This is a genomic window from Streptomyces sp. P9-2B-2 (genome assembly GCF_030406865.1).
GTDB lineage: Bacteria > Actinomycetota > Actinomycetes > Streptomycetales > Streptomycetaceae > Streptomyces > Streptomyces platensis.
The window spans coordinates 2,857,641-2,881,704 of the sequence record NZ_CP129126.1 but is presented as its reverse complement, the minus strand read 5'-3'; the positions used below and the strand labels follow the sequence as shown (position 1 = coordinate 2,881,704).

Annotated in this window: 22 protein-coding genes and 1 tRNA gene; 12 read left to right on the top strand and 11 right to left on the bottom strand. The window is 69.8% G+C overall.

Annotated features, from left to right (window positions below; genetic code table 11):
- Positions 1 to 45: 45 nt before the first annotated feature.
- Together QT196_RS12575 and QT196_RS12570 are read left to right on the top strand one after the other, a co-directional pair.
- A complete protein-coding gene (locus QT196_RS12575; RefSeq protein WP_168478945.1) occupies positions 46 to 1,182 on the top strand; it encodes a DUF475 domain-containing protein in 1,137 nt (378 codons plus the stop codon).
- An 83-nt stretch (positions 1,183 to 1,265) separates the two neighbouring features.
- The gene (locus tag QT196_RS12570; protein ID WP_211117339.1) at positions 1,266 to 2,024 is read left to right on the top strand and encodes a Tellurium resistance; all 759 of its coding nucleotides are present in this window, start codon (positions 1,266 to 1,268) and stop codon (positions 2,022 to 2,024) included.
- Between the two features lie 110 nt (positions 2,025 to 2,134).
- Here the strand turns inward: QT196_RS12570 and QT196_RS12565 are convergent, their stop codons facing one another.
- Positions 2,135 to 3,220, bottom strand: coding sequence for a TerD family protein (locus QT196_RS12565; RefSeq protein ID WP_290354915.1), 1,086 nt, complete (start codon positions 3,218 to 3,220; stop codon positions 2,135 to 2,137).
- A 217-nt stretch (positions 3,221 to 3,437) separates the two neighbouring features.
- Here QT196_RS12565 and QT196_RS12560 point away from each other — a divergent pair, with 217 nt between their 5' ends.
- Genes QT196_RS12560 through QT196_RS12550 form a run of 3 tightly spaced genes read left to right on the top strand, consistent with a single transcriptional unit; the run spans position 3,438 to position 8,080 of the window.
- A complete protein-coding gene (locus QT196_RS12560) occupies positions 3,438 to 4,610 on the top strand; it encodes an HpcH/HpaI aldolase/citrate lyase family protein (RefSeq protein WP_168478941.1) in 1,173 nt (390 codons plus the stop codon).
- 15 nt (positions 4,611 to 4,625) lie between these two features.
- On the top strand, positions 4,626 to 7,259 hold the full coding sequence (locus QT196_RS12555; RefSeq protein ID WP_290354914.1) for a phosphoribosyltransferase: 2,634 nt from the start codon (positions 4,626 to 4,628) through the stop codon (positions 7,257 to 7,259).
- A complete protein-coding gene (locus QT196_RS12550; protein WP_290354913.1) occupies positions 7,259 to 8,080 on the top strand; it encodes an HAD family hydrolase in 822 nt (273 codons plus the stop codon). The genes QT196_RS12555 and QT196_RS12550 overlap by 1 nt, the downstream gene beginning before the upstream one ends.
- Here the strand turns inward: QT196_RS12550 and QT196_RS12545 are convergent.
- Positions 8,043 to 8,681, bottom strand: coding sequence for a DedA family protein (locus tag QT196_RS12545; protein WP_290354912.1), 639 nt, complete (start codon positions 8,679 to 8,681; stop codon positions 8,043 to 8,045). The genes QT196_RS12550 and QT196_RS12545 overlap by 38 nt on opposite strands.
- Before the next feature lie 108 nt (positions 8,682 to 8,789).
- On the opposite strand from QT196_RS12545, the gene QT196_RS12540 reads away from it, so the two are divergent.
- The 3 genes from QT196_RS12540 (at position 8,790) to QT196_RS12530 (ending at position 11,350) form a co-directional block, all read left to right on the top strand.
- A complete protein-coding gene (locus QT196_RS12540) occupies positions 8,790 to 9,929 on the top strand; it encodes a histidine kinase (RefSeq protein ID WP_168478937.1) in 1,140 nt (379 codons plus the stop codon).
- A complete protein-coding gene (locus QT196_RS12535; RefSeq protein WP_168478936.1) occupies positions 9,920 to 10,579 on the top strand; it encodes a response regulator transcription factor in 660 nt (219 codons plus the stop codon). The genes QT196_RS12540 and QT196_RS12535 overlap by 10 nt, the downstream gene beginning before the upstream one ends.
- Before the next feature lie 147 nt (positions 10,580 to 10,726).
- Complete coding sequence (locus QT196_RS12530; RefSeq protein WP_190142065.1) at positions 10,727 to 11,350, top strand: O-methyltransferase; 624 nt, start codon at positions 10,727 to 10,729, stop codon at positions 11,348 to 11,350.
- A 67-nt stretch (positions 11,351 to 11,417) separates the two neighbouring features.
- On the opposite strand, the gene QT196_RS12525 is transcribed toward QT196_RS12530, so the two are convergent.
- The 7 genes from QT196_RS12525 to QT196_RS12495 all read right to left on the bottom strand — a co-directional run bounded on the left by QT196_RS12525 (position 11,418) and on the right by QT196_RS12495 (position 18,116).
- Entirely contained in the window at positions 11,418 to 11,642 is a 225-nt protein-coding gene (locus tag QT196_RS12525) for a zinc ribbon domain-containing protein (RefSeq protein ID WP_290354911.1), read from the bottom strand.
- Between the two features lie 25 nt (positions 11,643 to 11,667).
- Positions 11,668 to 12,780 (bottom strand): sugar kinase, encoded by a 1,113-nt coding sequence (locus tag QT196_RS12520; protein ID WP_168478934.1) that lies wholly within the window; start codon positions 12,778 to 12,780, stop codon positions 11,668 to 11,670.
- Positions 12,777 to 13,397 carry a bifunctional 4-hydroxy-2-oxoglutarate aldolase/2-dehydro-3-deoxy-phosphogluconate aldolase gene (locus QT196_RS12515; protein WP_168478933.1) on the bottom strand — a complete coding sequence of 207 codons (621 nt, stop codon included), beginning with the start codon at positions 13,395 to 13,397 and terminating at the stop codon, positions 12,777 to 12,779. The genes QT196_RS12520 and QT196_RS12515 overlap by 4 nt, the downstream gene beginning before the upstream one ends.
- A 159-nt stretch (positions 13,398 to 13,556) precedes the next feature.
- Positions 13,557 to 14,702, bottom strand: a complete 1,146-nt coding sequence (gene dgoD / locus QT196_RS12510) for a galactonate dehydratase (RefSeq protein ID WP_290354910.1) — start codon at positions 14,700 to 14,702, stop codon at positions 13,557 to 13,559.
- Between the two features lie 280 nt (positions 14,703 to 14,982).
- A complete protein-coding gene (locus tag QT196_RS12505) occupies positions 14,983 to 15,684 on the bottom strand; it encodes a FadR/GntR family transcriptional regulator (RefSeq protein ID WP_168478931.1) in 702 nt (233 codons plus the stop codon).
- A 125-nt stretch (positions 15,685 to 15,809) separates the two neighbouring features.
- On the bottom strand, positions 15,810 to 16,541 hold the full coding sequence (locus tag QT196_RS12500; RefSeq protein WP_266730727.1) for a DUF4383 domain-containing protein: 732 nt from the start codon (positions 16,539 to 16,541) through the stop codon (positions 15,810 to 15,812).
- Between the two features lie 195 nt (positions 16,542 to 16,736).
- Positions 16,737 to 18,116 (bottom strand): hypothetical protein, encoded by a 1,380-nt coding sequence (locus QT196_RS12495; RefSeq protein WP_356948468.1) that lies wholly within the window; start codon positions 18,114 to 18,116, stop codon positions 16,737 to 16,739.
- Positions 18,117 to 18,259: 143 nt separating this feature from the next.
- Here QT196_RS12495 and QT196_RS12490 point away from each other — a divergent pair.
- Positions 18,260 to 18,331: transfer RNA gene (locus QT196_RS12490), tRNA-Val, on the top strand.
- A 246-nt stretch (positions 18,332 to 18,577) separates the two neighbouring features.
- On the opposite strand, the gene QT196_RS12485 is transcribed toward QT196_RS12490, so the two are convergent.
- Together QT196_RS12485 and QT196_RS12480 are read right to left on the bottom strand one after the other, a co-directional pair.
- A complete protein-coding gene (locus QT196_RS12485; RefSeq protein WP_168478930.1) occupies positions 18,578 to 19,207 on the bottom strand; it encodes a hypothetical protein in 630 nt (209 codons plus the stop codon).
- A gap of 271 nt (positions 19,208 to 19,478) precedes the next feature.
- Positions 19,479 to 20,378, bottom strand: coding sequence for a LysR family transcriptional regulator (locus QT196_RS12480; RefSeq protein WP_168478929.1), 900 nt, complete (start codon positions 20,376 to 20,378; stop codon positions 19,479 to 19,481).
- 240 nt (positions 20,379 to 20,618) lie between these two features.
- Between QT196_RS12480 and QT196_RS12475 the strand changes: the two genes are divergently transcribed.
- The 3 genes from QT196_RS12475 (at position 20,619) to QT196_RS12465 (ending at position 24,017) form a co-directional block, all read left to right on the top strand.
- Positions 20,619 to 21,065, top strand: coding sequence for an ATP-binding protein (locus QT196_RS12475; RefSeq protein ID WP_290354908.1), 447 nt, complete (start codon positions 20,619 to 20,621; stop codon positions 21,063 to 21,065).
- A 190-nt stretch (positions 21,066 to 21,255) separates the two neighbouring features.
- On the top strand, positions 21,256 to 22,560 hold the full coding sequence (locus QT196_RS12470) for an MFS transporter (RefSeq protein WP_290354907.1): 1,305 nt from the start codon (positions 21,256 to 21,258) through the stop codon (positions 22,558 to 22,560).
- 86 nt (positions 22,561 to 22,646) lie between these two features.
- Positions 22,647 to 24,017 carry a M20/M25/M40 family metallo-hydrolase gene (locus tag QT196_RS12465; RefSeq protein WP_168478927.1) on the top strand — a complete coding sequence of 457 codons (1,371 nt, stop codon included), beginning with the start codon at positions 22,647 to 22,649 and terminating at the stop codon, positions 24,015 to 24,017.
- Positions 24,018 to 24,064 lie beyond the last annotated feature (47 nt).

Here is a 24,064-nt window from a genome sequence, read left to right as displayed (position 1 = left end):
GCGCTGCGCGCGGGGGACCCCACACAGCGAGGGATTGGGTAGGCAGTGCTCCTGAAAACCTTTGGCTGGTCGTTCGCCGTCACGGCGCTCGGCCTCGCCTTGGCGGGCGTGCTCTGGGGGTGGCAGGGGCTGGCGATTGTCGGGATCCTGTCCGTCCTGGAGATCTCGGTCTCGTTCGACAACGCCGTCATCAACGCAGGCATTCTGCGCAAGATGAACGCCTTCTGGCAGAAGATCTTCCTCACCCTCGGCATCCTCATCGCCGTGTTCGGCATGCGGCTGGTGTTCCCGGTCGTCATTGTCGCGATCACCGCGAAGCTGGGGCCGATCGAGGCGGTCAACCTCGCCATCAATGACAAGGCGCAATACCAGGAACTGGTCACCAGCGCCCACCCGGCCATCGCGGCCTTCGGCGGAATCTTCCTGCTGATGATCTTCCTCGACTTCATATTCGAGGACCGCGATTACAAGTGGCTGGCCTGGATCGAAAAGCCCATGGCCAAGATGGGCAAGCTGGACACCCTGTCCGTGATCATCGCGCTGGTCGTCCTGCTGGTGACCGCGATGACGGTGGCCACCAGCGTCCCGCACGGCGGCGGTGACAAGAGCGCCACGGTGCTGCTGTCCGGCGTCGCGGGCCTCATCACCTACCTCGTCGTCGGCGGTATCTCCGGCTACTTCGAGGACAAGCTGGAGGATGAGGACGAGGGCGACGGGGAGGCCGGCGAGACCGCGGCGGCTCCCGCCACGCAGGGCACCGGCGCGGCCGTCGGCCTGGCCGGCAAGGCCGCGTTCTTCATGTTCCTCTACCTCGAGGTCATCGACGCGTCCTTCTCCTTCGACGGCGTCATCGGTGCCTTCGCGATCACCAACGACATCTTCATGATGGCGCTGGGCCTGGGCATCGGCGCGATGTACATCCGGTCGCTGACGGTCTTCCTGGTCCGCAAGGGCACCCTGGAGGACTACGTCTACCTGGAGCACGGCGCCCACTACGCGATCGGCGCGCTGGCCGTCATCCTGCTCATCACGATCAAGTACGAGATCAGCGAGGTCGTCACCGGCCTGGTCGGTGTCGTGCTGATCGGCCTCTCGTTCGCCTCCTCCGTGATCCGGAACCGGCGTGAGGGCAGGCCCGGAGACACCTCCGGAGACAAGGCGGAAGTCGCGTCCGGAGTGTGACGCGGCGCTGATTGAGGAACGCTCTCTGCGGGGCGGCTTGAGGTGCGGACCTCGGGCCGCCCCGCAGTAGTTGGGGCCGAGCAATGGGGTGGGGCAGGGTGTCGTTCCTGGGGAAGCTGTGGCGCGGTGGCGCGCAGAAGTTTGACTTCGACAGCGGCGGTGCGTCGTATGTCGTCGAGCTGACGAAACGGAATCCGGTCGTCTCGCTGACCAAGCAGGGGGCCGCCACCGGACATCTGCGGGTCAATCTGCACTGGCAGATGCGGACCTCGGACTTCCATGAGCGCGGCGGGCACGGCAAGGGCAGTCTGCTGCGGCATCCGGGCAAGCTGTTCAAGCCGGAGATCGTGCAGGCGCAGGGACCGGCCGTGGTCAATGTCGACCTCGACCTGGCCTGTCTGTACGAGCTCAAGGACGGCACCCGGGGCGTGGTGCAGCCGCTGGGGAACTTTCTGGGAGACCTCAACGGGCCGCCGTTCGTCAAGCTCAGCGGTGACGACCGCTTCGGTTCGGGATCCGGCGAGACGCTCTACATCAACTTGGACCACCGCGACGAGATCAAGCGGTTGCTGATCTTCGTCTACATCTACGACGGCACACCGGCGTTCGACCGTACGCATGCCGTCGTGACGCTCTACCCGAGCAGCGGACCGCGGGTGGACGTCAAGCTGGACGAGCGGGCGCCACAGGCCCGCTCCTGCGCCGTCTTCACGCTGGAGAACACCAAGGACGAGCTGACCGTGCGCCGCGAGGTGAAGTACGTCTACGGCTTCCAGGCGGAGCTCGACCGGCTGTACGGCTGGGGGCTCCAGTGGGGGCGGGGCTACAAGTCCAAGGTGTGAGCCGCGCCCCGTGCGGCGCGCCGACGGTGCGGCGTGCCGCCGGGGGCGCCGCTGGGTGCCGCGCCGCCGACGTGTGCGGTTGCCGGCGGGGCGGCCACGCCGACCTTCTGCTAACGGCGCTGGAACTGCGGCCCCTGGGGCGGCAGGACGAACGACGGGTCCGGTACGAACGGCTGCTGCATCGGGTAGCCGTACGTCGAGGCAGGCTGCGGCTGCGGAGCGCCGTACGCGGACGGTGGCTGCTGCGGGGGCTGGTACTGGGGCGGCGGCCCCGGGTAGCCGTAGGCGGGCTGGGCCGGGGGCTGCGTCGGCGGCGGCGGAACCTGCTGCGGGTAGCCGTAGCCGCCACTCGTGGGCGGAGGCCCCGCAGGGGGAGCGGCGGCCGGGGGCGGCGGTGCGGACGGGCCCGGCTCCGGCAGCGCATCCGCCACATGCTGGGTGACGGCATCGGGGTCCGACGTGGAGGGCGGGCCCGAGGCCTCTTCCGGCCAGGTGCTGGGCGGCGGGGTCACGGGGGAGTCGGAGGCGGCTGCGGCGGACGGGCCGGGCGCGTCCCCCGTGGACGGCTCGCCGGCCGGCGTGGGCTCCGGGGCGGGCGGCGCCGACACCGGTGCCTCCGAGGCCGTCGGGGCGGAGCGCCCGGCGGCCGCTTCGTTCTCGTCCACCGAGATCCCGAACTCGGTGGCCAGGCCGACCAGTCCGGTCTCGTAACCCTGCCCCAGCGCCCGGAACTTCCAGGTGTCGGCGCGGCGGTACAACTCCCCGCAGATCAGCGCCGTCTCATCGCCGGTCTCGGGCACCACGTCGAAGACTGCGAGCGGCTCGCCGTCGCTCGCCGCCGCGTCGTACAGCAGGACCTGGAGATCCGTGACGCCCGCGAACGCGCCGCCGTCCGAGGAGGCGGCCAGCACGACCCGGTCCACCGACGGTTCCAGCGCCGCCAGATCCGCCTCGATGGTGTCGGTCAGCTTGTCGGCGAGCTGGGTCTTGGGCAGATGCCGGACCAGGCCGCTGGGGTGGCGCGGTTGGTTGTAGAAGACGAAGTCCTCGTCGGAGCGCACGCTTCCCTCGGGGCTCACCAACAGGGCCGAGGCATCGACATCGGGAACACCGGCGCCGGGCGTCCAGCGCAGGACGGCCCGAACAGCCGTGGCATCGAGGGGTACGTTCGACCCTTTCAGCATCGCGTGCGTCATGCGGTAATCCTGCCTTCCCTGAGGTCGCAGCGACAACGCGGGGGCCCCGGAGGCGTGCGGGGATCGCGATTGCGGCCACCTGAGCGCCTCGTGGGGGTTACGTGATTTTCACGCACGCGGGAACTAACCAGGCCCCCACAGACGTACGATTACCGGCTGGATCCAGACAGCGAGACGCAGCGGGGTGCCCGGGTCCCGCAGGCAGACGGGGAGTTATATGCAGCATTTTGGGCATCTCGCGCCCGAGACTCGGAAGGCACTGTTCCACCAGGAGCCGGTGGAGTTCACCGCCGATTCTCCGGCTCGCACGCTCGCGGTCGCTCTGGGGGCCACGCTCTACAGCCCGGCCACCCGCCCGAGTCTCGCCGCCGACGTCCTCAAGCAGGCCGGGCGTGGCGTGCTGTCCATGGTGCTGTGTCTTGAGGACTCCATAGGGGACGGGGATGTCGAGGCCGGCGAGGAGAACCTCGTGCGGCAGCTCGGTCTCCTCGACGAGGCGGCCGCCGCCGGTACCGGCCTTCCGCTGCTGTTCGTCCGCGTCCGCACCCCCGGTCAAATACCGGACCTCGTGCGCCGCATGGGTAGCGCGGTCCACAGACTGTCTGGATTTGTACTTCCGAAATTCACCGAGGAACGTGGCGTCCCGTTCCTCGAGGCGCTGACCACGGCCGAGTCCGACTGCTCCCGCCGGCTCTTCGCCATGCCGGTGCTGGAATCTCCGCAGCTGCTGCATCTGGAGACCCGCGCCGAGACGCTTCAGGGCATCGCCAGGGCCGTCGACAAATACCGCGACCGGGTGCTGGCCCTGCGGCTCGGCGTCACGGACTTCTGCTCCGCCTACGGCCTGCGCAGACCGCCCGACATGACGGCCTACGACGTCCAGATCGTCGCCTCCGTGATCGCCGACGTGGTGAATGTGCTCGGACGGGCGGACGGCACGGGCTTCACGGTCACCGGCCCGGTGTGGGAGTACTTCCGGCTGCACGAGCGGATGTTCAAGCCGCAGCTGCGGCGCAGCCCCTTCCTCGGACGCGCCGAGGAACTCCGGACGGCACTGATCGAGCACGATATGGACGGCCTGCTGCGCGAGATCGAACTCGACCGCGCGAACGGCCTTCAGGGCAAGACCTGCATCCACCCCTCCCATGTCGCGCCGGTGCACGCCCTCTCGGTCGTCAGCCATGAGGAGTTCAGCGACGCGGTCGACATCCTCCGGCCCGAACGGGGCGACGGTGGGGTGTTGCGCTCCTCGTACACGAACAAGATGAACGAGGTGAAGCCGCATCGCGCCTGGGCCGAGCGGACCCTGCTGCGCGCCGAGGCGTTCGGGGTCGCCCGGGAGGGCATCGGCTTCGTGGAGCTGCTGACGGCGAGTGTTCCGCAGACCTGACCTGCGGTGATCGAGATGAACATGACGACGGAGGAGACGAAACGCGTGGTCTGGACAGGAGAATGGGTTGCCGGTCGGCTCGGGGTCTCGCTGAGCGGCGGGGACGAGCTGCCGGAACTGCTCGGGCTCGCGCTGCGGCGTAACCCCAAGCGGGCCCATCTGCTCGTGTCGAATGTGCTCGGCAAGCATGTGCCGCAGCGACCGGGCGTGGTCCATGGCGCCGGCTTCGGGCTGGGCCGCCGCGTGCGCAAGCTGCTGGGTGACGAGGCCGCCGCCCGCTCCGTCGTGCTGGGCTACGCCGAGACCGCCACCGGCCTCGGGCATTCGGTCGCCGACGGTCTGGCCCTCGCGCCGTATCTGCACTCCACCCGTCGCCCGGTGGCCGGCGTGGCGCAGGTGGGCGGATTCGAGGAGGAGCACAGCCATGCCACCTCCCATCTGCTGCTCCCCGAGGACCGCGCACTCCTGGCCGGAGACGGACCGCTGGTGCTCGTCGACGACGAGTTCTCCACCGGCCGGACCGTTCTGAACACCATCAAGGCGCTGCACGCGCACTTCCCGCGCGAGCGGTACGTGGTCGTCGCCCTGGTCGACATGCGCTCCGACGCGGACCGCAGCCGGCTGGAGAAGTTCGCGGCGGAACTGGGCGCCCGCGTCGACCTCATCGCACTGGCCGCGGGCGGCGTACGGCTGCCCGCGGACGTGCTGATCCGAGGCCAGGAACTCGTCGCCGCGCATGAGGCCGGTGCGGCGCACGAGGCCGGTGCCGCACAGGAGTCGGGGGCTGCGCCGGGGAGTACATCGGCTCCTATGGGCGGCGAGCAGACTGTGGCAGGTGCTCCGGAAGCGTCCGATGGCCGCGACGCTGACGTCGTACGGGTCGACCTCGGCTGGCCCGCCGGGCTGCCGGACGGCGGTCGGCACGGTTTCACGCCGGAACACCGGGCGCGCCTGGAGGCCGGGCTGCCGGGCATGGCGACCCGTATCGCGCGGCGACTGGATGGTGCCCGCCGCATCCTCGTCCTCGGTAGCGAGGAATTGATGTACGCACCGCTGCGGATCGCTGAGGCTCTGGACGCCCTCGTCGCGCGGGACAGCGCCGATGCGGCGGCGGCCGGTGACGGCACCGTGCCGGGGGGCGGTGTCCTTGCGCACGGGGGCGTCCAGCCGTCTGCCTCGACCGGAGGCACGGGTGTCTTCTTCTCCACCACCACCCGGTCGCCGGTGCTCGCCGTCGACGACCCCGGCTACGCGATACGGACCCGGCTGTCCTTCCCCGCTCACGACGATCCTGCCGACGGGGCGGGGGAGCGGTACGCCTACAACGTCGCGGCCGGTACCGACCCGGAGCGCCGCTTCGACGCCATCGTGGCCGTCGTGGATTCGCACGGCGACCTCCCCGAACTGCACGCCCCCGACGGTCTGCTGAGCCGGCTCGCCGCGCACACCGACCGACTGCTGCTCGCCGTCATCCCCTCGTACGCCCCGCAACCACAGGCCGGACCCATGCCGCTTCCCGAGCCGCTGCGCGGCCCCGCTTTCTCCTCCTACACCGCCGACGAGGTCGGCTGGCTGCTCCAGGATCTCTCCGAGGTCACCCTGGAAGCGCCGACCGAGGAGCGCGAGGAGGCGATTCAGCGCGGCGGCGCCCACTACGCGGAGTCGCTGCCCGTCGAATACCAGCCGAGCGAGGACTACCAGGCGCTCTTTCACAGTGCGCTGCGGACCTCCGCGAGCCGGATCGCGCGGGCCGTCGGGACGGTCACCGAGACCGTGCTCGCCGAACGCAGCCCACGTCCGGTGCTGGTGTCGCTGGCACGGGCGGGTACCCCCGTCGGGGTGCTGATGCGTCGCTGGGCGCAGCACGTGCACGGCTTGGACCTGCCGCACTACGCGGTCTCGATCGTCCGCGGCCGGGGCATCGACACCACCGCGCTCCGGTGGCTGGCCGCCCACCACGATCCGGCGGATGTCGTGTTCGTGGACGGCTGGACCGGCAAGGGCGCCATCACCCGCGAACTCGCCCAGGCCCTGGAGGACTTCCCGGGCTTCGACCCGCAGATCGCTGTGCTCGCCGACCCCGGCAACTGCGTCGAGACCTACGGCACCCGCGATGACTTCCTCATCCCGTCCGCCTGCCTCAACTCCACCGTCTCCGGCCTCATATCGCGCACCGTCCTGCGCGACGACCTCGTGGGCCCCGACGACTTCCACGGCGCGAAGTTCTACCGCGAGCTGGCCCCGACCGATGTATCGCGCGCCTTCCTGGACGCGGTCAGTGCGCGCTTCGACGAGGTCGCCCCGGACGTCGCCGAAGCGGTGAAGGAACTGGCGGCCGCCGACCGGGCTCCCACCTGGGAAGGCTGGGCGGCCGTCGAGCGGATCAGCGAGGAATACGGCATCGACGACGTGAACCTCGTGAAGCCCGGTGTCGGGGAGACCACCCGCGTACTGCTGCGCCGGGTCCCCTGGAAGATCCTGGCCCGGCGGGGTGCCGGAACCGATCTCGATCATGTGCGCCTCCTGGCTGAACAACGGGGCGTGCCCGTCGAAGAGGTCGACGAACTTCCCTATACCTGTGTGGGGTTGATCCACCCCCGCTTCACTCGCGGGGCCACCGGCGCTGACGGCAAGGCGGTGGCCTCCTGATGAGCGCGATCATCGCCAGCGACCTCGACCGCACCCTGATCTATTCGGCCGCCGCGCTGGGCCTCGCCATGCCCGACGCCGAGGCCCCCCGTCTCCTGTGCGTGGAGACATATGAGCGCAAGCCGCTGTCCTATATGACGGAGACGGCCGCCGGACTGCTCGCCGAACTGGCCGGCAGGACCACCTTTGTGCCGACCACCACCCGCACCCGCGAGCAGTACGGCCGCATCCATCTCCCGGGCCCGGCACCGGAGTTCGCCGTCTGCGCCAACGGCGGTCACCTGCTCGTACGGGGCGAGTCGGACCGGGACTGGCAGCGCACCGTCACCGAGCGGCTCGCCGCGCAATGCGCGCCCCTCGCTGAGATCCGCGCGCATCTCGTGCGCACCGCCGACCCGGCCTGGCTGCTCAAGGAGCGTGTCGCGGAGGACCTCTTCGCCTATCTCGTCGTGGAGCGGCCGCTGCTGCCGGACACCTGGGTGAAGGACCTCGCCGGCTGGGCGGGCGCACGCGGCTGGACCGTGTCGCTTCAGGGCCGCAAGATCTATGCCGTGCCGCAGCCGCTGACCAAGAGCGCAGCCGTGGCGGAAGTGGCGCGCCGCACCGGGGCGTCCGAGATCCTCGCGGCCGGCGATTCCCTCCTCGATGCCGATCTGCTGCTGGCCGCGGACCGCGGATGGCGGCCCGGGCACGGGGAACTGGCGGACTCCGGCTGGAGTGCTCCCCATGTCACGGCGCTCGAAGAGCGGGGTGTCGCCGCGGGCGAGGAAATCGTGCGGGCCTTCATCCGCGGCGCCGTGCCCCCGGGCCACGCCGGCTGACACGGACCATGACAAAGGCCGCCACCGCCAGCGCAGTTGCCGCCAGGACCACCTTCGAGTAGACGTCCACATACCCCGTCACCTCCTCCCAGCTGTCGCCGAGCAGATAGCCGGCGAAGACGAAGATCGCGTTCCAGATGAAGCTGCCTAGGGTGGTCAGGGCGAGAAAGGCCGGTATCGGCATGCGCTCGATTCCGGCGGGTATCGAGATGAAGCTGCGAAAGAGGGGAATCATCCGGCCGAAGAACACCGCCTTCGTCCCGTGCCGCCGGAACCAGCGCTCCGTCTTCTCGATGTCGGAGACCTTGACCAGCGGCAGCTTCGAGGCGAGCGCGACCGTACGCTCGTGCCCGAGCAACGCGCCCACGCCGTAGAGCGCCAGGGCGCCGATCACCGAGCCGAGGGTCGTCCACGCGAGGGCGGAGAACAGAGACATGCTGCCGCGGGCGGCCGCGAAGCCCGCCAGCGGCAGAATCACCTCGCTCGGCAGCGGCGGGAAGAGATTTTCGGCGGCGATGGCCAGACCCGCGCCGGGCGCGCCGAGCGTGTCCATGAGGTCGGTGATCCAGCCGGGTGCGGTGCTTCCGATGCTTTCGATCATGTTTCAACGCTAAGAATTCTCGCCTCGCGGCACATTGCGGTACACCGCACGAAAGACTGCGGTTTTCCGCAGTGTGCGCGGACGCACGATGCGGCTAGCGTTTTGATCATGTTGGGAATTGCGCGGCGCGGATTACGTCTGGCGACAGGTCTGGTGCTCGGTGCCGTACTCGCGGTGGCCGAGTTCCCCTTCGTCGTGCTCTCCGGCGTCTCCCTGCTGTGTGTGTTCGCCTGGCCGCGCGGCCGTCGCGTGGTCCTCAAGCCCCTGGCCGCCGCCGCGCGAGCCCTGACCGAGACCCATCGGCGCCGCCTCCGCGTCTATGTCGCTGCCGACACCTCGGACGCGTACGCGGATCACCGGGCCCTGCAATATCTCTCCCTGCGCTGGGGATTGGGTGTGCTGGGCGCTCTCGTCCTGGGCGCGGCGCTGATCGGAGTGGCGTACGGCATCTCTTGGATCTTCATCCTGCTGCTCACCGACGTCCGCCACCCCGGCAACCTCGCGCTCTCGAGCATCGGCGGCCTCTTCCTCCTCTTCCTCAGCCTCCAGGGCACCTTCGGGGTCGCCGGGCTGGAGACCCGGCTCGCGCGGTACTACCTCGGCCCCAGCCACCACGAGACGCTGGAGCGCCGCATCGAGGAACTGGCCGCCACCCGGGCCGGCGTCATCTTCGCGGTCAATGACGAGCGTCGCCGTATCGAACGCGATCTGCACGACGGTGTGCAGCAGCGGCTGGTCGCCCTGGGGATGCTGCTCGGCCGCGCGCTGCGCAGCCAGGACGCGCGCCGCGCCGAGCAACTCCTGCGCCAGGCCCACGAAGAGAGCGGCCAGGCCCTGACCGAGCTGCGCGAAGTGGCCTGGCGGGTCTATCCGACGGTGCTGGACGAAGCAGGGCTGCGTGCAGCCCTGGAAACGGTTGCCGAACGCTCGGCCATCCCCGTATGCCTCGACTACGCACTCGCCACCGAACCCGACACCGCCGTGGCCACGGTCGCCTACTTCGTGGTCTCCGAAGCCGTCACCAACGCCGTCAAGCATTCCGGCGCCGGACGGATAACGGTCCGCGTCGCCCCTGGCGAGGGCGCCGTGCTCGTGCATATCGAGGACGACGGACCGGGCGGCGCGGATTCCTCCGGCAGCGGCCTGTTCGGGCTGGCCCGCCGGGTCGCCGCCGTCGACGGCCGGTTCCGGGTGGACAGCCCGGCCGGCGGACCGACCACCATCACCGCGGAGTTGCCGTGCGCGTAGTGCTGGCCGACGATTCGATCCTGTTGCGCGAGGGCCTGGTGCGCCTGCTCGCCGAGGAGGGGCATGAGGTGACAGCCGCGGTCGGCGACGCCGATCAGCTGATCGCCGTGCTGGAGCAGGCGGGGGAGGAGGGCGAGAAGCCGGACGCGGTGGTCGTGGACGTCCGGATGCCGCCGACGCACACCGATGAGGGGCTGCGCGCCGCCATGCAGATCCGGGAGCGCTGGCCCGGTATCGGCGTCCTGGTGCTCTCGCAATATGTCGAGCGCCGCTATGCGACAGAGCTGCTGACCGATGACAGCGAGGGGGTGGGCTATCTGCTCAAGGACCGGGTGGTCCAGGTGGACGAGTTCCTGGACGCGCTGGAACGGGTGAGTACCGGAAAGGCGGCCTTCGACCCCGAAGTCGTACGGCAGCTGCTGATGCGCAGCCGTCGCACGGATCCGCTGGGGACGCTGACCGCACGCGAGCAGGAGGTGCTCCGGGAGATGGCGCAGGGCCACACCAACGCGGCCATCGCGGTCCGGCTGCACATCTCGCAGAGCGCCGTGGAGAAGCACATCAACGCGATCTTCGACAAGCTCGGTCTGACCGGGACCTCAGGTTATTCACGCCGGGTGCTGGCGGTTTTGCGGTACTTGGGGACATGAGACGGGGGATTGCCGCCGGTCGGGGATCAGCTCGACTAGTCTCGCCGGGGCGGTTGGCTGCACCGTCCGGTGACCGGCCGAGACCGCGATCCTTGATCAAGAGGAGAGCCAGTGGTGGAGTCCAAGAGCACGCCGATCACACCGGAGATGTACGAGTACGTCCTCGCCCACAATCCGCCGTTGAACGCCGCGCAGCGGGACATCGTGGAGCTCACACACCAGCAGTTCCCCGAGGCGGCGGGGATGCAGTCGGCCGAGGAACAGGGGCCGCTGCTCGCGTTCCTGGTGCGGCTGACCGGGGCCCGGCATGTCGTCGAGGTAGGGACGTTCACCGGCTTCTCGACGCTGTCCATGGCTCAGGCGATGCCCGCGGACGGCACGCTGATCGCCTGCGATGTCTCCGAGGAATGGACTGCCTACGGCCGGGAGTCCTGGGCGAAGGCCGGGGTCGCGGACCGTATCGACCTGCGGATCGCGCCCGCGCTGGAAACGCTGCGGGCGATGCCGGACGAGCCGCATATCGACCTCGTCTATCTCGACGCGGACAAGGGCGGCTACATCGCCTACTGGGAGGAGCTGGTACCCCGGCTGCGGCCGGGAGGCCTGATCGTCGCGGACAACGTCCTGTACCACGGGGAGGTCGCCGACCCGGCGGCCACCGGGAACGCCCTGGCGATCAGGGCGTTCAACGACCATGTGCTGGCGGACCCTCGGATGGAGGCGGTGATCCTCACCGTGGCGGACGGTGTGACGCTGGCGCGCAAGCGGTAGCGACCCTTGACCGCGCCGAGATGAGCGCGCCCCAGGGTGGCCAGGAAGCGGTGCAGCCCGGCGCCTCCTAGCCGCAGCAGCCGCCTCCGCAGCAACCGCCGCCTCCGCCGCCCCCACTGCTCGGGGCGCGGGCGGGGGCGGACGCGGAGCCGCCGACGGCGACCGTGGAGAGGAGCTTCACGGTGTCCTCGTGGCCCTCGGGGCAGACGGCCGGGGCGGAGGACTCGGCCATCGGCCGGTTCAGCTCGAAGGTGGAGCCACAGGGACGGCACCGGTATTCGTAACGAGGCACGGGCACAGGTTAGCCGCGGCATCACTCAGCGCACGACGGTGCCGGGCGGCGCGCCCAGCATGCTCAGCTCCGAGCGGGTCGGCGCGCCCTCCCAGTCACCGGGCGACGCGACCGCGAACGCCCCGGTGGTGACGGCGCGCTCCAGACGCCCGGCCGTTCCTTCGCCGTCCAGAACCGCTGACAGATAGCCCGCCACGAAGGCGTCGCCGGCGCCCACGGCATCCACGGCGCGTACTGATTTGGCGGGCCGGTGCAGGGAGCCGCTGGGGGTGAAGGCCGTCGCCCCCGCCGCGCCGAGTTTGACCACGATCTCCCCGACCCCCTGGTCCAGCAGGAGCCCGGTCTGCCTCGCCACGGCGGCCGCGGCGTCGTCGGCCGCGACTTCCTGAGGCGGGAGGGGCAGTGCCGAGCCCTCCCCGCCCCCGCCGCCGGGCAGGCACAGCGGCAGCTCGTCATCAGAGGCGATCAGGACATCCACCGCGGGAATCCACTCGCGGAGGACCTCGGCGGCCTCTTCGGCGGTCCACAGGCGAGCGCGGAAGTTGACATCGAGACAGACCAACGAGCCATGTTCCCGGGCCAGTTGCAGGGCGCACCGGGCCGCCGAGCGGGCGGTGGGGCTCAGGGCCGGAGTGATGCCCGTCAGATGCAGGACGCGGGGCGGAGCGGCGGAGAAGGCGCGCCGGATCACTTCCGCGGTGAGCCGGGAGCCGGCCGAACCTGCGCGGTAGTAGTGCACCCGGGTGACCTCGGGCAGCCGCGGCTCGAAGAGCAGCAGCCCGGTCGGGGCGCCGGAGTCGGTCGCGGCGCCGGATATCTCGACGCCCTCGGCACGCAGCGTACGCAGCACCAGCTGCCCGGCCTCGTCGTCGCCGACCGCACCCGCCCAGCGGACGTGGTGCCCGAGGCGGGCCAGGCCGATCGCGACATTGCTTTCCGCCCCGGCGATCGAGACGTTCATCGTGCCGCCGAGCTTCAGCGGGCCGCTGCCCCGTAGGGCGACCATGGTCTCCCCGAAGGTGAAGACGTCCGGGCGGCCGGGCTGCCCGGGAAGCAGCGCACGGCCGGTTGCCGCTCCGGGGAGGGGAGCGGTGGTGCCCCCGCCCTCGTCGCCCGCGGTGGTCGGCTGCCCCGTCATAGTGCGCAGGCCGCCTTGAACTCCGCCGCGCGCTTGCGCAGTCCGTCCAGGTCACCGCCGTCCGCCGCATCCCCGATCAGCGGCGAGCCGACGCCCACGGCGACCGCTCCGGCGGCGAAGTACGCCGGTGCGGCGGCCGCGTCCACCCCGCCGACCGGCACGAACGGCAGCTCGGGGAAGGGAGCGCGGAGCGCCTGGAGATACCCGGGCCCGCCGACCGACGCCGGGAACAGCTTCAGGGCCGAGACGCCCAGCGCATCGGCCGCGATCACCTCGGACGGCGTCAGCACCCCGGCGAGCGTCGAGAGCCCCTGCCGTACGGACTCCTCCAGACCGGCCCCCAGACCGGGTGTGACGATGAGATTGGCCCCGGCCTCGGCGGCGCGCCGGGCGTCAGCGGCGGTCAGGACGGTGCCGGCGCCGAGCCAGGCCGCATCGCCGAGCTCGGCACGCGCCCGTTGGATGACGGTGAGGGCGTCGTGTCCGCTGAGCGAGACCTCGAACAGCGGAAGGTCGGCCTCCGCAAGCGCCATGACCGTACGGAACGACGCCTCCGCATCGCTGCCCCGGATGATGGCGATCAGCCGCTCGGTCCGGAGCGCTGTGCTGAAGTCCATGGCGTTCCTGCTTTCTCCTGCACCCCGTCGCGTGCGTACTGCGCGACCGGGCCGTTCGGGCGCACGGGTGACACCGCTGATTATTCCGGCCGGGAGGGGCGGGATCGAGCCCCTGGACCGAGCCGGAGCGATCAGTGCTCCTCGCTCCCGCCCGCCCCCTCACCACTCGGCGAACGCACCGTCCTCATGGCGCCACACGGGATTCCGCCAGGCGTGCCCCCGGCGGTCCGCCGCCCGCACGGCGGCCTCGTCCACCTCCACGCCGAGGCCGGGGCGCTCGGTCCGCAGCAGCGAGCCGCCGTGGAAGCGGAACGGCTCCGGATCCGCGACATAGTCCAGCAGCTCGGCGCCCTGGTGATAGTGGATCCCGAGGGACTGTTCCTGGATGAGGAAGTTCGGGGTGGTGAAGGCGACTTGGAGGCTGGCGGCCAGCGCGACCGGGCCGAGGGGGCAGTGTGGCGCGAGCTGCGCCCCGTACGCCTCCGCGAGCGCGGCGATCCGGCGCAGCTCGGAGATGCCACCCGCATGCGAGATATCGGGCTGGAGGATCGCCACACCGGATTGCAGCGGAGCCAGGAACTCCTGCCGGGTGAAGAGACGTTCACCGAGTGCGAGGGGGATGGAAGAAGCGTTCACGAGGTCAGGGAGGGCATGCAGGTAGTCGCAGAGGACGGGCTCCTCGACGAACATCGGGGAGTATTCGGCCAGCAGGGGAAGGAGCCTGCGGGCGTTTGCGGGCGAGACCCGGCCGTGGAAGTCGAGGCCGAAGTCCCGTTCGTCGCCGAGGACTTCGCGCGCGATCTCGGCGCGCAGCAGACATGCCCGCACTTCGGCGCGGGTCGCCACCGGCGTCATCTTGCCGCAGCCGTTCATCTTGACAGCGGTGAAGCCCGCCTCGGTCTGCGCGGTGACCGCGTCGCGGATGGCCTGCGGCTCGTCGCCGCCCACCCACGCGTAGGCGCGGATCTTCTCGCGGACCGGCCCGCCGAGCAGCTGGTGGACGGGGACACCGTGCCGCCTCCCCTTGATGTCCCACAGCGCCTGGTCCAGGCCGGCGACGGCGGACGACAGGACGGGCCCGCCGCGATAGAAGCCGCCCTTGGTCATGACCTGCCAGTGGTCCTCGATACGCGCCGGATCCTGCCCCAGGAGGTACTCGGCCAGCACCTCCACGGCCGCCCGGACCGGCTCGGCCCGCCCCTCGACCACCGGCTCACCCCAGCCCACGACGCCCTCATCGGTCTCCACCCGTACGAACATCCAGCGCGGCGGGGCGAGGAACGTCTCGATGCGGCTGATCTTCATGGACCGGTCCGTCCTTTCGACGTGCGGCGGGTGGCCGGCGGCGGGCGGCGCGCGAACGTGGCGCGTGGCCTGTGCGGAGGAGCCGGAACGTACGGCCCGCGCCGACCGTTCGCCCCGGCCACGCATACGCCGACCCTTGTGTGCGGCCTCCTGCCCACCCACGTCGCCGCGGTAACCGAACACCGCTCCCCGGAACGCAACCGTCCGCCCCCGCCACATCCATCCCCGCCACATCTGTCCCCCACTACGACTGCTCCCGCAACTACGGGTCCTCCCACACCTACGGATGCTCCCGCGCGGACACATCGAGCAGTTCGAGCATCGCCATATAGGCCCCGTCGACGTCGCGGTTCCGTATGGCCTCGACGACCGCGGCATGGATCGCATGGGGGTGGTCGAACGCGCCGTGCTCGTCCAGCACCGCCCGGTCGCGCTGGACGAGCACCGGCACGATCACCCGGTGCATCTGCGCGTAGAAGCGATTGTTCGACGCGATCAGCATCGCCGTGTGGAAGGACGCGTCGGCCCGCACGAGCAGCACCGGGTCGTTGTCGGACGCGGCCATCTCGCTCAACGCGGCGTCCAGGGCCGCCAGATCCTCGTCGGTGCGGCGTTCCGCGGCGAGCCCGGCCGCCGCGGGCTCGATGGAACGGCGCAGTTCGAGCACATCGGCGAAGAAGTCGGATGAGACGCCGGCCGCCAGTTTCCACCGCAGTACGTCCGTGTCCAGGAGATTCCAGTCCTCCCGGGGGCGGACGAACGTGCCCCGCTTCTTGTCGGCCCCGAGGACACCCTTGGTGGCCAGCACCTTGATCGCCTCCCGCAGCACGGTCTGGCTCACGTCCAGCTCCGCCATCACCTCCGGCAGTACGAGGCTGTCCCCCTCCCCGTAGGTGCCCTTGAAGATCCGCTTGGCGAGCGTTTCGACCGCCCCGTGGTGAGCGCCGTGGCCTGAGGAGTCGGCGTGCCCCGAACGGCTCATGGTGCTGCTCCTGCTCCCACTCCAGTCATCCCACCCACCTCACTCGCCCCACTCCACCCAGCCATCAGGGCGTACCGAGCACCCCATTCCCACCTCGGTACGCCCTGAGGTCTCCGCGCCCCGGCTCAGGGCTTCTTGGTGTCGCCACCGGACCGGGTGCCGGGATCCAGGGCAGTGGTGTGCCTTCTGCTCCCGCTCGTGCCGGCGCCGAACGAACCGCGCCCGGCATGCGGGGAGCCCTGCATCTTGACCCGTGCCGCCTGCCGTGCGGCCGTCATGCCGGAGACGGGATGCAGCTGTCCGCGGTCGAACTGCTCCGCCTCCTCCGGGTGCCGGGCGCGCCAGTACGGATTGTCGTGGGAGAGGCCGCCGCTGACCCGCCCGTACATCCCGAAGACCAGCAGCATCAGCCCGACCAGGAAGCTGAACAGGACGTTCTGGAGCTGGAAGGCGAGGAAGTTGACGCCGGTGTCCAGCAGCGCCAGGTTCACAAATCCGCTCAGGAGGAAGAGGGCGCCGAGCACGATGTTGAGGGTCGAGGCGAAGTTCCCGCCGATCACCATGCCGACGACGAGGATGGCGCCGACGACGATCGAGAGCACGCTCAGCGTGCCGTTGGTGTTCAGCCCGGCAACGGTGTCGCCGCCGGTGTCGAAGTAGCCGATGTGGTGGGTCAGCCCGAGGATGCCGAATGCGATCAGTACCAGGCCCATCAGCCCGGCGCCGATGCGGTAGACCTTGCTGAGCCGGTGGTCCACGGGCAGATGCTCGTCGAGCCGTGTGTGGTGCCGCTGCTTCACCCGGTGGAGCGGGTTCGCGGGCCCGTGCAGGGTCTGGCCAGTAGCCCCAGTAGCCATGTCCGGCCTCCTTCGCGCAGGTGCCGACTGGGCCGTACTCCACTTCAGGATCCGCCCGGGTGGCAGTTCACGCCATCGCGCCCGGTGGCGAGGCAGCACAGAGCCGCCCTCCTGGCCCGCTGGGCTTCCGGCCCGGCGGCACAAGCTCGCACACCGGACCCGGCAAGGTCCCACCCCGAGGCCGGACCCGGAGTTTCAGCCGCCGGCCCCGCCCCTGGCGTCCCGGATCTCCTGCACCACCCGGGCCGCCGTCTCCCGTACCGCCTCGGTCTCCAGCAGAAAGTGCCACCAGTCCGGATGGCGCCCCTCCAGGCCCGCGACCGCACGGTCCAGCCGCGCCACCGCATCGTCCAGGGGACCGGCATGCCGCGGATCAGGGGTGCTGCGCCCGCTCATCGCCAGCCGCTGCGCGTCCCGTACGGCGAAGCGGGTCCGCTCGACCTCCTTCTGCCGGTCGAACGAGACCGCATCCAGCCGCTGTAGCCGGTCACCGGCCGCCGAGACCGCCTCATCGGTGGTGTCCAGCAGGGCGCGTACGGTCGCCAACCGGCTCGTGGCATCCGCCCAGCGCTGCTCGTCCCGCGCCTGCTGCGCCTCCCGCAGTTTGACCTCGGCCTGCTGGACGGACTGCGCGGCCTGCTCCGGCACCTGCTGGAGGTCCTGCCAGCACGCCGCGCTGTACCGCCGCCGCAGCTCGCTGAGGACCGGGTCGACCTTCCCGGCACGCGTCGTGATCGCCTGCGCCCGGGTCCGCAGCGACACCAGCCGCTTGTCGATCTCCGCAGCCTTTCCCGGCAGCCGCTCGGCCTCGGTCCGTACGCCCTCGGCCTGGCGCAGCACATCGTCGGCGCGCCGGATCGTCTCCTGTACGCCATGCTGCCCGGCGCCCTGATTGAGCTTGGTCAGCTCCGGCCCGAGCGCCGCCAGCCGGGCCGCGAGATCATCGGCCTTCAGACCCTGCGCACGGACCGCGTCCAGCGCATTGCTCGCCGCCAGCAGCGCCTGCCGGGCCCGCTCCACGGCCGGCGCCAGCCGCGCCAGCTGCGTCTCGGCGGACTGAAGCAGCGGCCCCAGCCCTTGCGCGAACCGGTCCAGCTCGCCCTTGACCCGGTCCAGCTCCTGCTTGGCACGGGTCAGATCGGCCCGCGCCCGCGCCATCGCGGCGCCGTCGAGGTCGTCCCGGTCCAGATCGTGGGAGTCGACCGCGGTGATGTACCCCTGACTCACCTCGTCGATCCGCCGGCCGAAGCCCTCGTACTCCTCTGCCGCCCTCCGCGCGGGCGGCGAGGTGTCGACGGCGGTGATCGTCTCTATGGAGATCCGCAGATCCCGGTGCGCGGTGTCCAGCTCGTAGAACGACGCCGCCGCGGCATCCTTCGCGGCCTGCGCATCGGCCCGCTGGCCTTCCCCCCGCCCGAACCAGCGACGGGTCCCGCCACCCGCGAACGACCACGGCGCCATCGCCACCACCAGCGGCAACGGCAGCAACATGAGCGCCACCACATCCCGGACCGGGCCCCCACGGGCGCGACGGCGTTCTCGCTGCTCATGCGGCTGAGTGTCTGTCGCCGTCACTTCCCTCTCCCGAATCGGATCGCCCCAGGACCGAATCTCATTCTCCCACTCACCGGAAACGAACACACCGGCCGGTAAGTTCGCCCTTCGAGCACTGGTTTGCAGTTCAGCCCCGGAGGCAAGGTAGTCTGTCGGCTCGGCAAGGGCGCATAGCTCAGCGGTAGAGCGCTGCTCTTACAAAGCAGATGTCACAGGTTCGAATCCTGTTGTGCCCACTCCTTGTGTGAAACGACAAAGGCCCAGGTCATCCGAGAGGAATTCGGATTCCTGGGCCTTGATCATTTTTCACCGTGGGGGCAGAGCGCCGATAAGCCGCTGCCTGTCGGAGCGCCTCCGCCGAGTCACGGCCGTACCGCTGTCGTCCCGCTGCACCTGCCGGATCCACCCCTCAGTCGTGATCGGCACGTGCATGGTCACGACTGACGGCACCGTGGCCATGGGGCGGCTGACGGGCCGGCGCCCTACGCCCCGGTCGGGATCGGCCGGCCCACGTAGGAGGCGATGCCGCCGTCGAGGTCCAGCACGATCCACAGCTTGCCGATCCGGGTGACCCCGTACGGTGTGGTGGCGCCGTGGGCTACCACGGAGCCGAGCATGCGCCCGCCGCGCGAGAACGCGGCCTTGTGGTGCTGGGCGCCGAGCTTGGTCACCTTGGCGACCGTTTCGCCGTCGGCGAGCTTCTCGGTGTGCGGCCCGCTGCCCTGAGAGGTCCGCTGGATCCAGGAGACGACGTTGCCGTTGTTGTCCAGTGCGGTGATCAGCCCGTTGAGGTTGCCCGCGGCGTAGGGGGCGGCCGGGCCGGCCTCGATGGAGCCGAACGAGGAGCCGTTGGCGAAGCCTTCCACGCGGTGGTGGTGATCACCGAGCTTGTAGATCTTTCCGATGGAGACGCCGTCGGCGAGCTTCACCGTACGGACATACTGGCCGCCCCCCTCGGGGTGGCCTGGGGGTCTGCTGTCGGACGCCGCGGGGTGCGGTGCTCCGGTGGCCGCAAGGGCTCCGGCGGCGGGGGCAAGCACCGCGAGGGCGGCCACTGCGGCGGTTGCGGCTGAGCGGAAGCTGTTACGGCGAGACGGTAACTGCATCAACATGCGGGGCTCCAAGGCTCTTTGAGTCAATCGGAGGATGCCGGTGACAACGCGAACTGTCTCCGCCGGGTGCGCGGGGCCGAGATTCTGTGCGTTTGTCAGGAGAGGGAGACTAAGAACCTTTTGTGCCCACCCATTGCCGGTCACGTAACGGAGAGCCCGCGGAGGGGTGTCGAACAGCCGTCAAGTGGAGGGGGATGGGCCGGTTCGGGTGTGCGAGGGAAACCCCGGTGCGGGGTGCGGGGGAGAGACGGGCGCGGCGCGGTTGCTGTTGCTACACCTCTGTTTCTCCTAGTTGATGGATGAGGTGGTCGGCGAACTCGGTCACCACCGCCGGGAGTTGGCGGCCGGCCATGGCCTGGATCTGGATGGTGCGGAGGTGCATTTCCGGGTTGAGGATGGTGATGGACTTCAGGCCCTCGACGCGCAGACGTTCATGGACACTGATGTGGCCGATCAGCGATACGGCGTTGGCCTCTTTGACGAAGGCCGACAGGACGCTGGAGCTGGAGCTGACCAGCAGGGGTTCGAAGGCGATTCCCTCGATCGAGCAGCAGAGGTCGAAGAGGCGCCGGTTCGTGGTGCCTTCTTCGGTGAGTGCGACCGGATAGGGGAGGAGCTCGTGCAGGTGGATCTCGTTGCGCGAGGCGAGGGGGTGGTCGGATCGGACCAGGGCCTGGATCGGGGCCCGCTGGGCGTGTATGACGCGGACGTCGGGAGCGGGGGCCAGGCTGAAGGTGACGGCCAGGTCGACCGAGCCGTCCTGGACCATTTGCGTGGCCAATGAGGGGGCTACCACGGGCAGATGGAACGTGGTGCCCGGATGGTCCTTACGGAAGGAGGCCATGGCGGACGGGAGGAACTCCTGCGCGGCACCATGTGAACTGGCCACCCGGACAATGGTCCCCAGCCGGCCGCGGCCGCGGATTTCCGCGAGTACCTGATCGGTTTCCAGTGCGGCGCGGCGCGCATAAGCGGCGAGGAGGGTGCCCGCTTCGCTCGGCACCATTCCGCGCGGGCGGCGCTCGAAGAGCGGCACCCCGATTTCCTGCTCGAGTTTGCCGATCTGCCGGCTGATGGCCGAGCCTGCGACCAGCAGTCGCCTGGACGCCTCGTTGACCGAGCCGGTGCGGACAACTTCGAGGAAGTACTCAAGAGCCGGACTGTTCAGCATGCCTTCAGCTTATGGCGGCATTGTCTTCTGGGCAACGATTTGTTCTATAAATTGCGATTGCGTGAATGGTCGGGCGGTGCCTACCTTCGTCATATGCCCTGCGGGCTCACCCGGCCGGGCGGACCGTAAGACGAAAAGCGCCCCCGCATACGGCGAATTCATCGATCAGCGGTCGGCCCAGGGACCCTTAGCCGCTCAGGTGTGCATCCTCCCCGCAGGCAGCCGAGGCAGGGGAAAACGATGAATGCGACAGCCCCCATTGAATACTCCGGCTCGCATGCGACGCCGCGGCGGGACGCGGAATTTCTCTTTCCGCTGCCGCACATCCCGGAGGCCGTAGGCCTGGTGCGCCGACGCGCGCAGACCGTACTGACCGGCTGGAATCTGCCTGCCGCCGCCATTGAGGACGCGGTCCTGGTGATCTCGGAACTGGTCACCAACGCGGTCACGCATGCGCTCCCTCCGGCCGTGCTACAGGTGTCGCGGACGGTGGCCGAGGGGCCTCGTGCGCTGCGGATCGAGGTCACCGACGCGGGTCCCGCCGGGTCCGTACCCCGGCCCGCCGACGGCCGGTACCCGGCGGAACACGGCCGTGGGAACGCCATCGTCACCGCCCTGTCCGCCCGGCACGGTATCCGTGTCGACCCCGGCGGGATCACGCGGTGGGCGGACCTTCCCGCAGTGTGAGGGCGTTCACGCGGCCGTTGCCTTTTGGGCAATCAGGTGTTCTAGAAGTTGCGATTGTGCGAACGATCCGGTGCCTCTAGCGTCATCGCTCAACGAGTCCACGGATCCATCTCTTCCGCTTCGGACGCGCCCATAGGGCGGTGCCACCCCGCGCGACAGTTCGCCTGCTCGACCCGAGGGAGTAACACTCATGACGACCGCTAGAGAGACAGGTCAGATGAATGTCGAGAAGCCCGTCACCAAGAGTCGGGCCAGGCGTGCCGTGCTCGCGGCCACGGCTGGGAACACACTCGAATGGTACGACCTGACCTCGTACGGATTCTTTGCGGCCTCGATCTCCAGGGCATTCTTCCCCACCAGTGATCCGACGGTGTCCCTGATGCTCGCCTTCGGCACGTTCGGGGTCTCATATCTGATCAGGCCGTTGGGCGCACTGGTCCTGGGAACGTACGCGGACCGCACCGGGCGGAAGGCCGCGCTGCTGATCACCATTCGGCTCATGATGATCGGCACTTTGCTGATCGCCGTGATGCCCACCTATGAATCCATCGGCATTGCCGCACCGCTACTGATTCTGCTGGCCCGTCTGCTCCAAGGCTTCTCGGCGGGTGGTGAGTTCGGCAGCGCGACGGCATTTCTGGCCGAACAGTCCGCCGACCGGCGGGGATTCATGGCGAGTTGGCAGTTCGCCTCGCAGGGCCTGGCGACACTGCTCGCTGCGACCTTCGGCACCGTACTGAGTCTGAGCCTCTCGGGAGCGCAGCTGGATTCCTGGGGCTGGCGCATTCCGTTCTTCGTCGGCCTGCTGATCGGCCCGGTGGGGTACATGATCCGCCGCCATGTCCCGGAGACCACCGAGTTCGTCGGCACCGCCGAAGCGGGAGAGGCCGAGACGACCCCGGTCCGCCAAGTACTCCGGACCCAGAAGCTGCCGGTGCTCCTCATGGTCGGCGCACTGGTGATGTCCACCGCGGTGACCTACGTGATCGTCTACATGCCGACCTACGCACACGAGGTCCTCGGTCTGCCGTCCTCCGCCGGCTTCATCGGGGCGGCGGTGTCCGGCGTGGCACTGACGACCGTCACTCCCCTGATCGGTCATCTCTCGGACCGGGTCGGCCGCATCAAGGTCATGCTCATTGCCGGGACCGCAATGATCCTCAGCATCTACCCGCTGTTCCTGTTGCTGTCCGGCAGCCCGTCGCTGCTGGTGATGGGCGCGGTGATGCTCATCCTCGGCATCTTGAAGGCTTGCTACTTCGGTGCGCTGCCCGCCTTGATGTCCGAGGCCTTCCCGACCGCGACCCGCGGCACCGGTCTGTCCCTCAGCTACAACATCGGCGTGATGTCCTTCGGCGGCTTCGCGCCCGTGATCATCACCTGGATGATCGCCGCCACCGGCAGCCACCTCTCGCCCAGCTTCTACATCATGGTGGCCGGCGTCCTGAGCATCGCCTCTCTGCTGGCCAGCCGCCGCTTCCTCGCCCTGCGCTGACGCACCGGCCGCACTCCGCACCGCCCGACGAACCCCGCCTGACGGGCGCCACGCCCGACAGTGCCCAGGAAAGAACGAGGTCAACGATGACGGACGCTTCCACGATCCGCGCCCAACTCCCCGCCACGCCGCGAGAACTCGTGCAGGACCGCCAGGACGAACTCATCGCCGGACTGATGGAGTACGTCAGCCAGCCCAGTGTGAGCGCGACCGGCGAGGGGTTCCCCGCCGCGACCGATGTCGCCGTCGAAGAGGTCAAGCGGGCCGGTCTGACTCCGTCGGTGCTCGTCGGCAAGGGCCGGCCACTGGTGGTCGGCCACCGTGCGGGGCCGGAGGGAGCGCCGCACGTCCTGCTCTACGGCCACTACGACGTCCAGCCGGCCGGGCCACGCGAGAAGTGGGACTCCGAACCCTTCACACCTGTCCTGCGGGACGGGCGGATCTGGGGGCGCGGCACCGGTGACAACAAGGGGCAGCACTATGCGCATCTGCAGGCGCTGCGCCTGTTCGACGAGCACCTCGGCGCGCTCCCCTGCACGGTCACGGTGCTGCTCGACGGCGAGGAGGAGATCGGCAGCCCCACACTGGCGGACACCCTGCGCGCGCACAAGGAGCTGTTCGACTGCGATCTCGTGGTCTGGAGCGACCGTTCGGTGCACGAGTCCGGTGAATGGTGTGTCTCGCACGGGGTCCGCGGCATGCTCCAGCTCCGGATCGGCGCGACCGGTGCGAGCCGTCCGCTGCATTCCGGCAACTTCGGCAATGTCGCGCCCAACCCGGCATGGCAGCTGGTGCAGGCGCTGGCCAGTCTCAAGGACACCAGCGGCCGGGTCCTCGTCGAGGGCTTCGACGACGGCCGGGAACCGCTGTCCGACGCTGACCGCGCCGCGTTCGCCGCCCTCCCGCTCGACCTCCAGGAAGTCCTCGGGGAAATCGGACTCACCGAGATGGACCCCGCGTTCAACGGACTGTCCTTCTACGAGCGGCTGGCCGACCGTCCCACGCTCACGATCAACGGGATCACCACGGGGGATGTGGACCGGACGATCATCCCCGACACCGCGGAGGCGGGCGTCGACATCCGGCTGACGGCGGGCCAGGATCCGCAGACCGTCTTCGAGCGGGTGGCCGCACATCTGCGGGCCCATGCCCCCGAGGTGACGGTCACCATGGCCGGTGGCGTACCGGCGTCCCGGACCTCGATCGACAACCCCCATACGCCCAGGGTGGCGCGTGCCATCTCCCGGGTGACCGGGCGTGACCCGCTGCTGATCCCCGCCTATGGCGGCACGCTTCCCGACTGGATCTTCACCGGGATCCTCGGCGTGCCCAGCATCGGCCTGCCGCTGGCCAACGCCGACCAGGCCAACCACGCGCCCAACGAGAACCTGCGCGTCGACTACTTCCTCGACGCCACCGCCATCTGCATGGAGCTCCTGCTCGAACTGGGCGCCTGACGTCCGGCCGCCCGGCGAAACCCACTGGAACAGAGGCGTGACACCGC

Coding starts and splice junctions, on each gene's coding strand:
- QT196_RS12475 (WP_290354908.1), top strand. CDS start 20,619: ATGAATGCGACAGCCCCCATTGAATACTCCGGCTCGCATGCGACGCCG.
- QT196_RS12565 (WP_290354915.1), bottom strand. CDS start 3,220: ATGACGCACGCGATGCTGAAAGGGTCGAACGTACCCCTCGATGCCACG.
- dgoD (WP_290354910.1), bottom strand. CDS start 14,702: ATGAAGATCAGCCGCATCGAGACGTTCCTCGCCCCGCCGCGCTGGATG.
- QT196_RS12470 (WP_290354907.1), top strand. CDS start 21,256: ATGACGACCGCTAGAGAGACAGGTCAGATGAATGTCGAGAAGCCCGTC.
- QT196_RS12550 (WP_290354913.1), top strand. CDS start 7,259: ATGAGCGCGATCATCGCCAGCGACCTCGACCGCACCCTGATCTATTCG.
- QT196_RS12570 (WP_211117339.1), top strand. CDS start 1,266: ATGGGGTGGGGCAGGGTGTCGTTCCTGGGGAAGCTGTGGCGCGGTGGC.
- QT196_RS12500 (WP_266730727.1), bottom strand. CDS start 16,541: ATGGCTACTGGGGCTACTGGCCAGACCCTGCACGGGCCCGCGAACCCG.
- QT196_RS12555 (WP_290354914.1), top strand. CDS start 4,626: ATGAACATGACGACGGAGGAGACGAAACGCGTGGTCTGGACAGGAGAA.
- QT196_RS12515 (WP_168478933.1), bottom strand. CDS start 13,397: ATGGACTTCAGCACAGCGCTCCGGACCGAGCGGCTGATCGCCATCATC.
- QT196_RS12480 (WP_168478929.1), bottom strand. CDS start 20,378: ATGCTGAACAGTCCGGCTCTTGAGTACTTCCTCGAAGTTGTCCGCACC.
- QT196_RS12505 (WP_168478931.1), bottom strand. CDS start 15,684: ATGAGCCGTTCGGGGCACGCCGACTCCTCAGGCCACGGCGCTCACCAC.
- QT196_RS12560 (WP_168478941.1), top strand. CDS start 3,438: ATGCAGCATTTTGGGCATCTCGCGCCCGAGACTCGGAAGGCACTGTTC.
- QT196_RS12465 (WP_168478927.1), top strand. CDS start 22,647: ATGACGGACGCTTCCACGATCCGCGCCCAACTCCCCGCCACGCCGCGA.
- QT196_RS12520 (WP_168478934.1), bottom strand. CDS start 12,780: ATGACGGGGCAGCCGACCACCGCGGGCGACGAGGGCGGGGGCACCACC.
- QT196_RS12540 (WP_168478937.1), top strand. CDS start 8,790: ATGTTGGGAATTGCGCGGCGCGGATTACGTCTGGCGACAGGTCTGGTG.
- QT196_RS12530 (WP_190142065.1), top strand. CDS start 10,727: ATGTACGAGTACGTCCTCGCCCACAATCCGCCGTTGAACGCCGCGCAG.
- QT196_RS12485 (WP_168478930.1), bottom strand. CDS start 19,207: ATGTTGATGCAGTTACCGTCTCGCCGTAACAGCTTCCGCTCAGCCGCA.
- QT196_RS12545 (WP_290354912.1), bottom strand. CDS start 8,681: ATGATCGAAAGCATCGGAAGCACCGCACCCGGCTGGATCACCGACCTC.